Annotated in this window: 11 protein-coding genes; 5 read left to right on the forward strand and 6 right to left on the reverse strand. The window is 63.0% G+C overall.

Going from position 1 to position 13,575, the window contains the following annotated elements; translation table 11 throughout:
- Positions 1–192 precede the first annotated feature (192 nt).
- The 3 genes from DXT74_RS19700 to DXT74_RS19710 all read right to left on the reverse strand — a co-directional run bounded on the left by DXT74_RS19700 (position 193) and on the right by DXT74_RS19710 (position 3,019).
- Positions 193–756, reverse strand: coding sequence for an AAA family ATPase (locus DXT74_RS19700; RefSeq protein WP_194426830.1), 564 nt, complete (start codon positions 754–756; stop codon positions 193–195).
- A gap of 489 nt (positions 757–1,245) precedes the next feature.
- Entirely contained in the window at positions 1,246–2,244 is a 999-nt protein-coding gene (locus DXT74_RS19705) for an asparaginase (RefSeq protein ID WP_194426831.1), read from the reverse strand.
- A gap of 40 nt (positions 2,245–2,284) precedes the next feature.
- Positions 2,285–3,019 (reverse strand): UTRA domain-containing protein, encoded by a 735-nt coding sequence (locus DXT74_RS19710; protein WP_194426832.1) that lies wholly within the window; start codon positions 3,017–3,019, stop codon positions 2,285–2,287.
- A gap of 209 nt (positions 3,020–3,228) precedes the next feature.
- Between DXT74_RS19710 and DXT74_RS19715 the strand changes: the two genes are divergently transcribed.
- From DXT74_RS19715 to DXT74_RS19730, 4 genes are all read left to right on the forward strand, one after another.
- Entirely contained in the window at positions 3,229–4,323 is a 1,095-nt protein-coding gene (locus tag DXT74_RS19715; RefSeq protein WP_081576422.1) for an ABC transporter substrate-binding protein, read from the forward strand.
- A gap of 67 nt (positions 4,324–4,390) precedes the next feature.
- On the forward strand, positions 4,391–5,302 hold the full coding sequence (locus DXT74_RS19720) for an ABC transporter permease subunit (RefSeq protein WP_194426833.1): 912 nt from the start codon (positions 4,391–4,393) through the stop codon (positions 5,300–5,302).
- Positions 5,299–6,117 (forward strand): ABC transporter permease, encoded by an 819-nt coding sequence (locus tag DXT74_RS19725; protein WP_043641092.1) that lies wholly within the window; start codon positions 5,299–5,301, stop codon positions 6,115–6,117. Before DXT74_RS19720 ends, DXT74_RS19725 begins: the two co-directional genes overlap by 4 nt.
- Positions 6,118–6,131: 14 nt before the next feature.
- The gene (locus DXT74_RS19730) at positions 6,132–7,136 is read left to right on the forward strand and encodes an ABC transporter ATP-binding protein (RefSeq protein ID WP_114154764.1); all 1,005 of its coding nucleotides are present in this window, start codon (positions 6,132–6,134) and stop codon (positions 7,134–7,136) included.
- On the opposite strand, the gene DXT74_RS19735 is transcribed toward DXT74_RS19730, so the two are convergent.
- From DXT74_RS19735 to DXT74_RS19745, 3 genes are all read right to left on the reverse strand, one after another.
- Positions 7,133–8,977, reverse strand: coding sequence for a methyl-accepting chemotaxis protein (locus tag DXT74_RS19735; RefSeq protein WP_194426834.1), 1,845 nt, complete (start codon positions 8,975–8,977; stop codon positions 7,133–7,135). The two genes, DXT74_RS19730 and DXT74_RS19735, sit on opposite strands and share 4 nt — an antisense overlap.
- 287 nt (positions 8,978–9,264) lie before the next feature.
- Positions 9,265–10,491: a DUF1615 domain-containing protein gene (locus DXT74_RS19740; protein ID WP_231138229.1), complete on the reverse strand. Its 1,227-nt coding sequence runs from the start codon at positions 10,489–10,491 to the stop codon at positions 9,265–9,267.
- Positions 10,492–10,587: 96 nt separating this feature from the next.
- Entirely contained in the window at positions 10,588–11,916 is a 1,329-nt protein-coding gene (locus tag DXT74_RS19745) for a sodium-dependent transporter (RefSeq protein WP_043641099.1), read from the reverse strand.
- Positions 11,917–12,560: 644 nt separating this feature from the next.
- On the opposite strand from DXT74_RS19745, the gene DXT74_RS19750 reads away from it, so the two are divergent.
- Positions 12,561–13,493, forward strand: coding sequence for a sensor domain-containing diguanylate cyclase (locus DXT74_RS19750; protein WP_043641101.1), 933 nt, complete (start codon positions 12,561–12,563; stop codon positions 13,491–13,493).
- Positions 13,494–13,575 lie beyond the last annotated feature (82 nt).

A 13,575-nucleotide genomic window follows, 5' to 3' on the forward strand; every position in this document is an offset into this window, starting at 1 on the left:
ACTCGATTGGGACAGGGCTGTGAGCGGGCTGTGGACAAGAACCGCAGCGCCTTCATTTTTCACGCCTTTTTACTGTCGCTTATTTTTTAATCTATTGCCGACATCTATCCACGCCATGGCAGGACAAGCTTGTGGGCCTGTTGTGGATAATTGCGGCAATTTGCTGAATTTCCAGCGCTTTCTTCTTGCCGGTCAAAATTTAGGCAATTCACCCGGCCAAATCGCGGCCAGCGCGGCCCGCGCCTGGGCCATGCGCTGTTCGTGCGCGCCGCTCACCCTGGTGGCGTCAATGCCCGCCTCTTCCAGCGCCTGCCGGTAGAGCCCGAACAACCAGTCGCGTTGAGTCGGGTGGCTGCGCAGCGGATCCGGCTCCCAGGGAATGTCCGGCTCGGCCAGCAGAGTCAAGGCGTAATCGCCAGGCCGGTACAGCTCCAACAAGCCCGGGCTGCAGCGCCCATGCGCCACCTCGCTCCAGATCTTGCAATTCAATGCGGTGGTGTCGCACACCAAGACTTGGACGTCGGCGGCCAATGCCTGTTCCGCCGCCAACTGTCCTCGCGCCACTTCCTCAATAATCTCCGGCGTGGAACGATACGGACGCGTGGCGAAATAGTCGCGCGCGTATTCCGGCACCCAGGCGGCGGCAATGCCCGATGCATTCAACGCAGCCGCCAGCGCGCGCGCCAACGTGGTCTTGCCGCAAGACTCCGGCCCTACGATGGCGATCTTCAACGGCCGTGTCGCGCCCTTGAACATACCGCGGCTTTCAAAATACGGAAAAGCGGTCAATTATACGCCGCTTGCCGCGCTATCAACAGCCGGACAGCTGTTCTCAACAAGCAGAGGGGACAGCCCTGTGCGCCAACTGTGGACAAGGAAGCTAAGCCCTTGCCGTGAAATGGATTTGTCCGCATTGATCAAAAAACAGGCAAATCACTGGATTACTCACATCCAGCGTGAAAAGCCATGTGGGACAATTGTGGATAAGACAGCCAAGTCCTTGTTCTGCCAAGCGCATTTTCGGCCGCTTATTTTTTAGGCAAAACAGCATACCCACTCATGACATAGCGGTAAGAAAGCACCAGTTCCGGCCATAGCTGGCCGCCGTCGGTCGCCCTGCCGCTTGCCCACACCCAAGGTGCAAAGCCATGTGGGCGAGCTGTGGACAAGCGCGACAAGGCCCTGAAAAACCGACACAAAAAAAGGCCGCTTAAAAAATGAGCAGCCCGAGTAGTGAACGGCGTTTTAATGCGCGCTCATCTCGCCGCGCAGGGGCCTGGCCAGTTGCGCCGCTAGTTGCGGGCCACTAAGACCGGCGGACAGCAACACGTGCAACTTGGCAAGCGCCGCCTCCGGCGTCAGGTCCGCCCCCGCCACCGCGCCGGCGCGCGCGAGCGGCTGGCTGGCGGCGTAAGCGCCCACTTCCACCGCCCCCCTCGGCGCCTGCGTGATGTTGAGCACCGCGCCGCCCCGCGCGGTCAAGGCCTTCACGCCATTCAATAGCGCCGGATCTGCCGGCGCGTTGCCGCTGCCGTAGCTCATCAGCACCGCGGCGTCCAAGGCCGGGTCCGCCATCAGGCGGCCAGCCAGCGCAGCCCCCTGGCCCGGGCTAAGGAACAGGCAGGCGATACTCAGATCTTCGCGCAGCGCCTTTGGCTGAAATTCTCCCTCCCCCGGCAACCAGGCCGCCTTGTTCCAATGCGGATGGATGGCGAAGCGAGCCAGCGGCTCCGCGTTGGGCGAGCCGAAGCCGGCGAAATGCTCAACGTCCAGCTTGCGTGCGCGGCTGCCGCGCAGCAGCAGGCGGTCGAAGGCGATGGCGACCTCATGCAGTTCAGGCTGGCTGGCCGCTTCCAGCGCATCGGCGACATTGTTCCAGCCGTCGGAGCGCGGATGCAGCAACGGCAGTTGCGCGCCGGTCAGCACCACCGGCTTGGCCAGGCCGCGCAGGGCGAAGGCCAGCACGCTTGCGGTATAGGCCATGGTGTCGGTGCCGTGGATGACGACGAAACCGTCGTAGTCGCCATAACGCTCGGCCAACGCGGCGATGATGCGGTTCCAGTGACGAGGCTCGATGGCGGAGGAGTCGATCAACTCGTCAAATTCGACCACGTCGAAATCCAGGCCGGGACGGCGAAAGCGCTCCAACAGGCCCGGCAACAGGCCCGGCGACGGCGCCAGACCGTCCGGGGTTTCGGTCATGCCTATGGTGCCACCGGTGTACAACACTAAAACTCGGCTCATGAGATCTCCTGTAAACAGTGTCCAATGCCGCGATGGTAGCTCAATTCGCAGCCTCGGCGGCAGGACTGTCCACGCGTAGACGCACTGCGTCATGCCGCCAGTATTCGTAATCGCAGTCCAGCGCAGCGCCGGCGGCATCGCGATTGATGCGCCGTATCAACAGCACCGGACTCCCCTCGGCCAGCATCAGCGCCTGGGCCACACGCCCCTGCGCCGCGGCCGGCAGGATGTCGAAAGCCGCGGCCGCGTATTCGATGCCGTAACGATGGCGATACAGCCCGGTCAACGATTGGCTCAGGTCCTGGCACTGGATGTCCGGAAAACGCTCCGGCCGCAGAAAGTGCTCCACGTATAACGCCACTCGCCCGTCCAGGCTGCGCTGACGGCATATTTTCCACAAAGAGCTCAAGGGCGGCACCTCCAGCGCCCGGCACAATTCGGGCGAAGCCAGCACGGTCTCGACGCTTAAAAGCCGGGTTTCCGCCGCCCGTTGCTGCGTGTCGGCCATTTGTTGGAAATGGTTGCCATAGAGCGGCGCGTATTCCAGGCGCGGAAAGGCAACGAACCAGCCGCGCCGTTCTTCGCGATACACCCGCCCCTCGGCTTCCAGCACGCCCAGCGCCTCTTTCAAGGTAATGCGAGTGGTGGCGAACAGCTCGGCCAGCGCGCGCTCCGACGGCAAACGACCGCCGGGCCGCAACAAGCCGCCCTCGATTTGCTGCAATAAGGCCGCGCGTATCCGCGCGGCCTGGGAAAGCGGTTTCGGTTCAGGCATCAGGACTAGTCCAACAATCAGGTCTCCGCCGGCTTTTTACCAACAAAAAATGACAAGGAAATTAACTGCCGCAAACGGCTATGGCTGTTCCTCCGCTGATTCGTCACCAATCTGCAATCAAATTGCCATGCGTCGTAAACCGGAATGTCATCTACGCGGAATACCATCAGCATCGTTTTTATTTGACCTAGTCCAAAGGGATGGATGCCATGAACAAACCGTTGCGCTGCGCCGTGCTGGGCGCTCTGGCCCTGCTGGCCAATACCGCTTTTGCCGACAACCTGAACGCGCTGATCCAGGCCGCCAAGAAGGAAGGCGAGCTGAACGTGATTGCCCTGCCCCATGACTGGTGCGGCTACGGCGGCGTGATCGCCGGCTTCAAGGCCAAGTACGGCATCAAAGTGAACGAACTGAATCCAGACGCCGGCTCGGCCGACGAACTGGAGGCAATCAAGGCCAACAAGAGCAATAAGGGCCCGCAGGCGCCGGACGTGATCGACGTGGGCCTGTCTTTCGGTCCGCAAGCCAAGGCCGCGGGTCTGCTTCAGCCATACAAAGTGTCCAACTGGAAAACCATTCCGGACAGCGTCAAGGACAAAGACGGCTATTGGTATGGCGATTACTACGGCGTGCTGGCCTTCGAAGTCAACAAGGACCTGGTAAGCAAAACGCCGACCGACTGGAGCGATCTGCTGAAGCCGGAATACAAGAACGCGGTGGCGCTGGCCGGGGACCCGCGCGCCGCCAACCAGGCGATCCAGGGCGTGTTCGCCGCCGGCTTGTCCCAATCCAAGGGCAATGTGGCCAAGGCCGCCGACGCCGGCCTCAAATTCTTCGCGCAGCTGAACAAGAACGGCAATTTTGTGCCGGTGATCGGCAAAGCTGCCTCGCTGGCCCAGGGCAGCACGCCCATCGTGATCCGCTGGGACTACAACGCCTTGGCCGACCGCGACACCTTGAAAGGCAACCCCAAGGTGGAGGTGGTGGTGCCCAAAACCGGCGTGGTGGCGGGTGTTTACGCCCAGGGCATCAGCGCTTACGCGCCGCACCCCAACGCGGCCAAACTGTGGCAGGAATACCTGTTCTCCGACGAAGGCCAGTTGGCCTGGCTCAAGGGGTATTGCCATCCCACCCGCTTCAACGATCTGGCCGCCCGCAAGAAAATCCCGCAGGACCTGCTGAGCCGGATGCCGGACGCCGCCGCCTATAAGAAAGCCTTGTTCCCCACGCTGGAACAACAAGAGGCGTACAAGGCGGTGATCACCAAGCAGTGGGACAGCGTGGTGGGCAGCAACGTCAAATAAGCCGTTTCGCCCTGATTGGCGCGCGGCGCTTCCGCCGCGCGCGGGCTCTCTTTGGAAACACGCCCTCATGTCCGCATCTTCCAACTCCCTCGCCGGCCGAGCCGGCCCGGCGTCGCCGCGCCGCGCCGGCGGCGGCTTCGTCTCGCTGTCCTGGCTGGGCGTGGCGCCGTTCTTTCTGTTTGCGCTGCTGTTCCTGCTGCTGCCCACCGCTCGCTTGTTGTTGGGGGCATTCCAGGACGCCGACGGCCATTTCACGCTGAACAACATCGCCCGGCTGTTCGAGCCGGCGATTCTCGACGCCTACAAGATCAGCCTGCAGATCAGCGCCGCCTCGGCGCTCTTGGGCGCGGTCTTCGGCCTGTTGCTGGCCCTCGCGGCAATCCGCGGCCGGCTGCCGGGCTGGATTCGCCCGACGCTGGCCACCTTCTCCGGCGTGGCGTCCAACTTCGCCGGCGTGCCGCTGGCCTTCGCCTTTCTCGCCACGCTGGGCCGCATGGGCCTGGTGACGGTGCTGTTGCGCCGCTACCTGGATTTCGATCTCTATGCCGGCGGTTTCAGCATTCTCAGCTTCAGCGGCCTGACGCTGACTTATTTGTACTTTCAGATTCCGCTGATGGTGCTGATCGTCAGCCCAGCCATCGACGGCCTCAAAACCGAATGGCGCGAAGCCTGCGACAGCCTGGGCGGCTCCGCTTTCGCCTACTGGAGCCGCATCGCGCTGCCGGTGCTGTGGCCCAGCATCCTGGGCGCGGCGCTGCTGCTGTTCGCCAACGCCTTCGGCGCGGTGGCCACCGCCTACGCGCTGACCGGCAGTTCGCTCAACATCGTCACCATCCTGCTGTACGCGCAAATCCGCGGCGACGTGCTGCACGATCAGAACCTGGGCTACGCGCTGGCGCTGGGCATGATCATGGTCACCGGCCTGTCCAACGCCGCCTATATCTGGCTGCGCGGCCGCGCGGAAAGGAGCCGGGTATGAAACACCAGCCAGCCCACAAACCATCGTCGCGTCTGGGTGCCTGGATCGCGGTCATCGCCGGCGGCCTGTACTTCCTTCTGCCGCTCTTGGCCACCTTCGAATTCAGCCTGAAGATGCTGCGCGAGGGTTACAGCCTGGAAGCCTACAAACTGGTGCTGCAGGATCCGGGCTTTCAGCAAAGCTTCGCCTATTCCGCGCTGATGGCCCTATTCACCATCGTCATCGGCATCCTGCTGGTGGCGCCCACAGCGTTCTGGATCCAACTCCGGCTACCGCGGCTGCGTCCGCTGGTGGAGTTCATCACCCTGCTGCCGTTGGTGATTCCGGCCATCGTCATCGTTTTCGGCTATCTGCGCTTGTTCGGCAGCGATGCCTGGCTGCCCTTGACCGGCAGCGAGCGCGGCACGGATCTATTGCTGGTCTGCAGCTACGTGACGCTGGCCCTGCCCTATCTATACCGCTCCATCGACGCCGGTCTGTCCGCCATCGATGTGCGATCTCTGGCCGAGGCGGCGCAAAGCCTGGGCGGCGGCTGGCGAGTGATTCTGCTGCGGGTGATCTTCCCCAATATCCAGTCCGCGCTGTTGTCCGGCGCGTTTCTGACCTTCGCCATCGTCATCGGCGAGTTCACCATGGCCAGCTTGCTGGCGCGGCCGGCCTTCGGCCCTTATCTGCAGTTGATCGGCGCCAACCGCGCTTACGAACCGGCGGCGCTGGCCATCATCGCCTTTTTGATCACTTGGGCGGCCATGGGCCTGCTACAGGTGGCCGGCCGTCACCGTCGCGCGCTGCGCGATGCCACCGCCTCGGAATAAGAAAGAACCCCACAATGGCATACCTGGACATCCAAAATCTGCACAAACGCTACGGCCAGCACACGGTGGTGCACGACTTCAATATGAGGGTGGAGGCGGGCGAGTTCGTCACTTTCCTGGGCCCGTCCGGCTGCGGCAAGACCACGGTGCTGCGGATGATCGCCGGCTTCGAGACGCCCAGCGGCGGCGCCATCCGCCTGCAAGGCGAGGACATCACGGCCTGCGCGCCGCAAAAACGCGGCATCGGCATGGTGTTTCAAAGCTATGCGCTATTTCCCAATATGAGCGCAGGCGAGAACATCGCCTTCGGCCTGAAGATGCAGAAGCGCGACGCCGCCGACATCCGCCGCAAGGTAGCGGAGGCGCTGGCGCTGGTGGAGCTGTCCGGCAAGGAGAACCACTATCCGCATCAGCTCTCCGGCGGCCAACGCCAGCGGGTGGCCCTGGCGCGCGCGCTGGTGGTGGAACCGCGCATTCTGCTGTTGGACGAGCCGCTGTCGGCATTGGATGCGCGCATCCGCAAGAATCTGCGCGAACAGATCCGCGACATTCAACGCCGGCTGGGGCTAACCACTATTTTCGTGACCCACGACCAAGAAGAGGCTCTGACCCTGTCCGACCGCATCTTCGTGATGAACCAGGGGAAAGTGGAACAGGAAGGCGCGGCCGAAACCATCTACACCCAGCCGGCCACCGAGTTCGTCGCCCGCTTCATGGGCAATTACAATCTACTGTCCGTCGGCGACAGCCGGGCGCTGTTCGGCCTGGAAATCCAGGGCCATCTGGCGATCCGCCCGGAGTCCATTCAACTGTTGCCCGGCGACAGCGCGGAAACGGACAGCTTGCCGGCGGTGGTGAAGCAACGCCAGCTGCTGGGCAATATCGTCCGCTATCAGGTGGAAAGCGCCGGCGCGCTGCTGCAGGTGGACCGGCTGAACCGCAATCCGGCGGACTTGCTGGCCGACGGCGCGCCAGTGCGGCTGCGCGTCCAGCGCGACGACATGCGCGAAGTGCGCTAGCCGTCGGTTGGGCGGCGGAAATAAGCCATCTGCCGACGCAGGCTGCCGGCGCGTTGCGACACCTCCTGCGCCGCCGCCGATAATTGCTCGCTGGCGGCGGCATTGCCCTGAGACAGCTGGCTCAGCCCCTGCATTACCTGGTTAATGCCGCCCACGTGCTGCGCCTGGACCACGGCCTCTTTGGAAATATCCCGCACCAGTTGCCGGGTTTGCTGACTGGATTCGACAATGGCGCTCAGGCTTTTGCCCGCCGCCTCCGCCAGCCGCACGCTGCCCGCCGCCACCTGGCCGATTTCCTTGGCCGCGGCTTGGCTACGCTTCGCCAGCTTGCGCACTTCATCGGCCACGACGGCAAAGCCCTTGCCCAGCTCGCCTGCGCGCGCAGCTTCGATGGCGGCGTTGAGCGCCAGCAAATTGGTCTGATAAGCGATGTCGTCGATGATGTCGGTTCGCTGGGCGATCACGTGCATCGCCTCTATGGTTTCGCCGACAACCCGCCTGCCCTCCTCCGCCTGGCGCGCGGCTTCGCTGGCCACGTCGCCGCTGAGGCTGGCATCGCGGGCCATCGCGAACATCTGCCCGGCAATCTCGTCCACCGCGTGGCTGGTCTGCTCGATATCGGAGGAAGTGCGACAAGCGCTGTCGGACAAGCCCTGCGAAGCGCTGTTCAATTGCAGCGCGGCGTTGGCCACCGCGTCCGCGTCCTGCTGCACCTGCAGAATCACCCCGCTCAGCTTCCGCCCCATCTGGCGAATATGCGCAGCCAGGCTATCGTCGTCGGAGGAGGCCAGCCGCAGGCGGAAGTCCAGCTGGCCGCCAGCCAGCTCGCGCATGCCGTGCGCCACTTCATCCGGCTCCGCGCCCAAGGTCCGCAGAATGCTGCGCGCCAGCAGCAATGCGGCGGCGATGGGCAACAGCACCCCGGCCAATACCGCCAAGGCCAGCCAGCTTTGCCAACGCGCAGCGGACTGCTGCGCCGCCAGTGCGTCTCGAATCCGGACCAACACCGCGTTCTGCACTTCCTGCAGAGCGTCTATGCGCCGGCTGGCCACCTCGAACCATTCCTCGCTCGACAAGCTCTGCATCGCGCCCGGACCACGCGCCAGCACCGCGTCGCGCAGCGATTCGTACGCGCCGCTAGCGTTCAGCGCCCGGTCCAGCAAGCGCTCGTCACCCTCGCTCTGTCGGTACAGGCTGCGGCATAGCGCCTCCTGCGACACCATACCGCTGACCAGACGGAATTCGTTGATATTGAAACTGCCCACCGCCAACACCCCGCCGATCAAGCCGCGCGCGCGGCCGGTGTACTCCGTCTGGCAATGCAAGGCGGACCACTGTTGCACCAATGCGCGCACGTCCTCGCTTTGCGAGTAGAACAGCGTGATGACCTTGGAGAGCCGCTCGATGACTTCGGTGTAACGCTCAAACGCCGGCAATGGCGAAATGTGACGCTGCGCCACATCGCGGCGCAGAGTAGAGAGCATCTCCACGGTTGGCAACTGCTGGGAGAAAAACAAGCCCGCCTTGCGCGACAGTTCGTCGGCAGGTTGCTGACGCAAGCGGACCAGCAAGGCGTCGGCCAGCGCTTTTTGCCGCGGCAAGGCGGCCGGCATCGGCTTATGCTCGTTCAGATAACGGTTGCTCAGGCCGCGCTCGATCTGCAGCGCGTGGATCAGCTCCCCCACTTTCTGCACATTGTCCGCCAGCGCCTGATCGCGCTGTAAAGCCTGGACCGTCCTCCATTGCTCAAAGGCAAACCACAGGGCCCCGCACAACAAGAGCAGCACCAGCGGAGCAATCAGCAAGGCCAGCTTGTGCGCCAGCTTCAGATGTACGCGCATCGGGGACTCCTGTTCGCGTGCATGGACGAAGGCCCCGCCTTGGAGGTGGAGGGCAGTTAGAACCTGTTCAATGTCTCGCGCGAGCTCGCGAGATCGCAAACCCGTTCTAACTATAGGTGGCCGGGCAAGGCAAGCCCAACGGCATTAAGAACCTGTTTACGATCTGCTGCTCGTCCGCGATACGGCGTTGAAACCGAACTCAAAATGCTCATGTACCACTCAACCATTCCGCTGTCTCAGCCGTTTTCGCCTTGTCTCGCCTTAGCTCTCGAGATCGTAAACACGCTCTAAGCCCCCGCGCGCGCTAGGCAGTTCTGATAGCGGCCATCCACGCGCCGGGCAAACCACTCCGTGGTCAGGCGGCGAGTGAACTTGGGACTGACCAATACGATCTGCGGCATGATCTCGCGCGGCGCCCTAGCGCCGGCCAGCGCGAAGACTTTCTGGTACAACGCGGTCTGGGCGAAGCCGGACAGCTTCTCCTGGCGCAGGTCGCGCAGCATTTCGTCCGCGCTCATGCCCAGCCGGCCGGACATGGCCAGCAGCGCTTTCTGGGTTTCGCTGGTCTCGCCGGACAGCGCACGGTTCATTTTGTCGCTGTACAGCATGATGTCGCCGTCCAGTGCCAGCTTGCGGCCGCTGAGACGGGCCACCGCCTGCTGGAAAGCCGCGTTGCGGCTGGCGTAACGGCCGGCGTTGTAATCGGCGAAGCGGTAGACCATCTGGCTGTAAGGCGCCGGGTATTGCAGCAGGATGGCGCTGCCGAAGTACACGCTGCCGCGCCGGGTGAATACTTCGTCGCGCAGGCTGCCAGCATAATGATAAGGATAGGGCCAGGCGCGAACATGGGTTTCCGCGAACGCCACGCTGACCTGCATCGGCCCGCCATCGCGAATCGGATTCTTGTGTTCGAAGATGGTCTGGCCGAACGGCAGCTCGCGCACCATGTCCTCAAACAGCGCATTCATTTCGCGCTTGGTGCGCAGCGCGTCCACTCGCTGCTTATAGCTGCGGCCGTCCGGAGACTTCTTCTGCATCGCGGCGTCCACCACGAAGGCGGGAATCAGGTATTTCTGCCGCCGCTGCTCGATCTCGCCCCAAACAATCTTGGATAGATTCGGCACCACAGGGTCCGGGCTGAAGCCGGACTCCTGCTCGGCCACCGCCAGCACCGCGCAAAAGTATTGCGGCGTGTAGGGAATTTTCAGATGGCTGAACGCGCCGATGATGTCGGCGTTCCAGCCCTTGCGATCCGGAATGCCGGCCGGCAGCAAGCGGTTGAGCAGTTCGCCGCCCTGCGCGTCCGTGACCGCCGGACGGCTGGCCGGCTTGCCGGCTGACGGAGGCGGGGTGACAAGCGGCGCCGGGGTCGCCAGCGGCGCGCTGGCTTCGGGCGTCATCGCCGGGACCGGCGCGGGAAGTTCGGAAACGGGAGCCGAAACCGGCGTGGGAGTGGTCGCGGCGCAGCCGGTCAACATCAGCGTTGCCAGGACCAGGGAAAGAGAGGACTTCACGCCGGCTCCTTGCGATGAGGCGATAAAACCGCAAGTGTAGCGCAAAGCCCGCCGCTGCTCGCGGCGGGCTCGTCATGAGCGAGCGCTCAGACCGGGTTAACCGGCGCGCAGGCTGGCCACCATGATCCAGCCGATCAAAGCCGGCGCCATCGCCATGCAGAAGCCGCGCATCAACCGCATGCGGCGGCCGGCGCCCTCGCCGGCCAGCTCGCGGCGCACCACCGGCCACGCCTTCCAGCCAACAAACAAGGCCAGCAGCAGTTCACCCAGCGGCATCAGCAGCTTGGAGGTCAGGTAGTCCAGCAGATCGAAGAAGCCCATGCCGAACAACTGGTATTCGCTCCACACCCCCAGGGACAAGGACGCCGGAATGCCCAGCAGGAAGATCCCCAGCGTCATCACCCAGGCCGCCTGGCCACGCTTGAGGCCGAACTCGTCGATCGCGAAACTGGTCACCACCTCCAGCAGGGACACCGAGGAGGTCAGCGCCGCCAGCAGCAGCAGGCAGAAGAACATCACCGCGAACAGCTGGCCCAACGGCAGATGGGCGAACACCGCCGGCATGGTGATGAAGGTCAGGCCCGGACCAGCGGACGGATCGAAACCGAAAGCGAAAACCGCCGGCAGCACCATCAGACCCGCGAGGAAGCACGTCGCCACCGTCAGCAGGATCACCCACAACGCCGACCCCAGCAGATTGGATTCCTTGCTCACATAGGAGCCGTAGGTGATCATGATGCCCAAGCCCAGCGACAGCGAGAAGAAAGCCAGGCCAAGCGCGTCCACCAACATGGCGCTGCTGACCTTGGAAAAGTCCGGAGCCACGAAATACTTCACGCCGTCCCAAGCCCCGGGCAGCGTCAGGCCTCGGGCAATCAACACCAACATCAGCACAAACAAGGCCGGCATCAGAAACTTCGATAGGTTCTCGATGCCCTTCTGCACACCGCCGGCCACCACCCACACGGTCAACAAGGCGAAGCCGGCATGGTAGGCGATAGGCTCCAGCGGGTCGCTGATGAAGCCGCTGAAAATGGCGCCCAGGGTCTTGGCGTCCGACGTCATGATGCCGCCCCCCAGCGCCTTGACGATGTAGGCGATGGTCCAGCCACCCACCACGCTATAGAAAGACAGAATCAGGAAACACACCAAAACGCTCATATAGCCGATGATGGGCCAGCCTCCGCCTGCCAGCTGGCGGAAGGCGCCAACGGCGCCGGCCTTGGACGCGCGGCCCAGCGCCATTTCGGCCAGCATCAGCGCCAGGCCCAGCGTCAGGCAGATGCCGAGGTAAATAAACAAGAAGGCGCCACCGCCATTGGTTGCGGCGACGTAGGGAAATTTCCAGATTGCCCCCAGCCCGATGGCCGAACCGGCGGCGGCGAGGATGAAACCGAGGCGCGAGCCCCATTGTGATCTTGCCATAATGCAGTCTGCTTCTTTGTCCGAATATTTGTTTTTGAATCGCCGAAATCGACGCCCGCGCCCAAACGCGATCGCCGCAGCGGCAAAGGTGCTGTTTTGCGCCGACAAGGCGCTGCCCGCGCCAGGCCAGATCATGAAGCCCGGGAGCGAACGGAAGGGACCCGGCAAGCCGGGCAAGGGAGAGAAAACCGCCGTGTGGGCGGGCCGAAAGCCGCGTCAGGGGTGGCGACGGACTACGGTTCTCGCTAGTGTATTTTGCGTACAAACACGAATTTACCATGATTGATGACAATTTCCAGCGTACGCAGGCAATTAATTCTGATTTCCAGGATAAGCACGGTCATTTCCCGGCAAAGATAAGCAAGCCAAGTCCCGGCCAACAAGTTGAGCATGAAATATCTGTACTCAGGGAATACACTTAGAACGTGTTTACGATCTCGCGAGCTAAGGCGAGACAAGACGAAAGCGGCTGAGACAGCGGAATGGTCGAGTGGTACACGAGCATTTTGAGCTTGTACTCACAGTGCGACGCTTCACGAAGCGCAGCGGACTTTGAACAGGTTTTTAGACAGCGGCCCCATTGCTACGCGTCTGGCCACGCCTGATGCGAACTCGCCGGCCTCACACGACTTACGGAGAGCCCTATGGCGATACTGCAAGCCTTTCAATCGCTGATCGACACCGTACAAGGCGCCCTGATCATAGCGCTTCCCGCCGATGGCCAGATCGTCAGCGCCAATCAGTTGGCGGCCATCCTGCTGGCCACTCCGCACAGCGACCTGATTGGACAACCCTTTTCCCGTTTCCTGCCGGACCCCGCCGACGCCGAACTACTGGCCGGCGAACTGCGCCGCACCAGCATGATTTACAACCGCTCGCTAACCTTGCAAGCCAGCGGCGGTCGCTGCTTCGAGGTACAGCTATCGCTGCGCGAGGTGGAGTTGGAAGGCGCGCTCATGCTGATCTACAGCTTCAGCGACCGCACAGAGACCAAGGTGATGAGCCAGTTGCTGGATTTTGAGCGTAATTTAGTAGAGCGCTCGATCAGCCTGATGAAAAGCCTGCGCGCGGAAGACAAACTGACCGATGACGACAAGCTAACCGGCGTGGCCGGCATGCACCGCCTGCTGTCCGCCGCTCACGCCGAAACCGGCCGCGCGCGTCGCTACGGCGGCGCCGTCTCCGGCTTGATCCTCAGTTTGATGAACGTGCCGGAACCGATGCCGGAGCTTGACGAAGGTTCGGCTCATCGCCACTTGCTGCGCCTCGCCAGCAGCCTCTGCCTGCAAAGCACGCGCGACAGCGACCTCGTCGCCCGGCGAGAAGACGACGCCTTCATCATTCTGCTGCCCAACACCGGGGTAAGCGGGGCCAACGAACTGGCTCGCAGACTCATCAAATCGCTGCGCCAGTTGAGTTTCGTGTACCAGGGAGAAGAACGCAAAGCGGCGGCCTGCGTAGGACTGAGCGCTCTGCGCGGCAGTGAAAACACCCCCAAACCCATGCTGGAACGCTTGAACGAAGCCCTGCAAAAAGCGCGGGAAGGCGGGCCCAACTACATCGTCAAACTACCCTGAGCGTTCCCCGAGCTCAGCCCCGCCCCAAACACAAACCAAGCCGCCGCCATCCCCATCAAGCCGATAAACGACAAACCGGCGA

The sequence above is a fragment of the Chromobacterium sp. Rain0013 genome, assembly GCF_015291765.1.
GTDB classification, from domain to species: domain Bacteria; phylum Pseudomonadota; class Gammaproteobacteria; order Burkholderiales; family Chromobacteriaceae; genus Chromobacterium; species Chromobacterium haemolyticum.

What these genes read in the sequence shown, in the direction of transcription:
- DXT74_RS19700 (WP_194426830.1), bottom strand. Translation starts at nt 756, where the DNA reads ATGTTCAAGGGCGCGACACGGCCGTTGAAGATCGCCATCGTAGGGCCG.
- DXT74_RS19705 (WP_194426831.1), bottom strand. Translation starts at nt 2,244, where the DNA reads ATGAGCCGAGTTTTAGTGTTGTACACCGGTGGCACCATAGGCATGACC.
- DXT74_RS19710 (WP_194426832.1), bottom strand. Translation starts at nt 3,019, where the DNA reads ATGCCTGAACCGAAACCGCTTTCCCAGGCCGCGCGGATACGCGCGGCC.
- DXT74_RS19715 (WP_081576422.1), top strand. Translation starts at nt 3,229, where the DNA reads ATGAACAAACCGTTGCGCTGCGCCGTGCTGGGCGCTCTGGCCCTGCTG.
- DXT74_RS19720 (WP_194426833.1), top strand. Translation starts at nt 4,391, where the DNA reads ATGTCCGCATCTTCCAACTCCCTCGCCGGCCGAGCCGGCCCGGCGTCG.
- DXT74_RS19725 (WP_043641092.1), top strand. Translation starts at nt 5,299, where the DNA reads ATGAAACACCAGCCAGCCCACAAACCATCGTCGCGTCTGGGTGCCTGG.
- DXT74_RS19730 (WP_114154764.1), top strand. Translation starts at nt 6,132, where the DNA reads ATGGCATACCTGGACATCCAAAATCTGCACAAACGCTACGGCCAGCAC.
- DXT74_RS19735 (WP_194426834.1), bottom strand. Translation starts at nt 8,977, where the DNA reads ATGCGCGTACATCTGAAGCTGGCGCACAAGCTGGCCTTGCTGATTGCT.
- DXT74_RS19745 (WP_043641099.1), bottom strand. Translation starts at nt 11,916, where the DNA reads ATGGCAAGATCACAATGGGGCTCGCGCCTCGGTTTCATCCTCGCCGCC.
- DXT74_RS19750 (WP_043641101.1), top strand. Translation starts at nt 12,561, where the DNA reads ATGGCGATACTGCAAGCCTTTCAATCGCTGATCGACACCGTACAAGGC.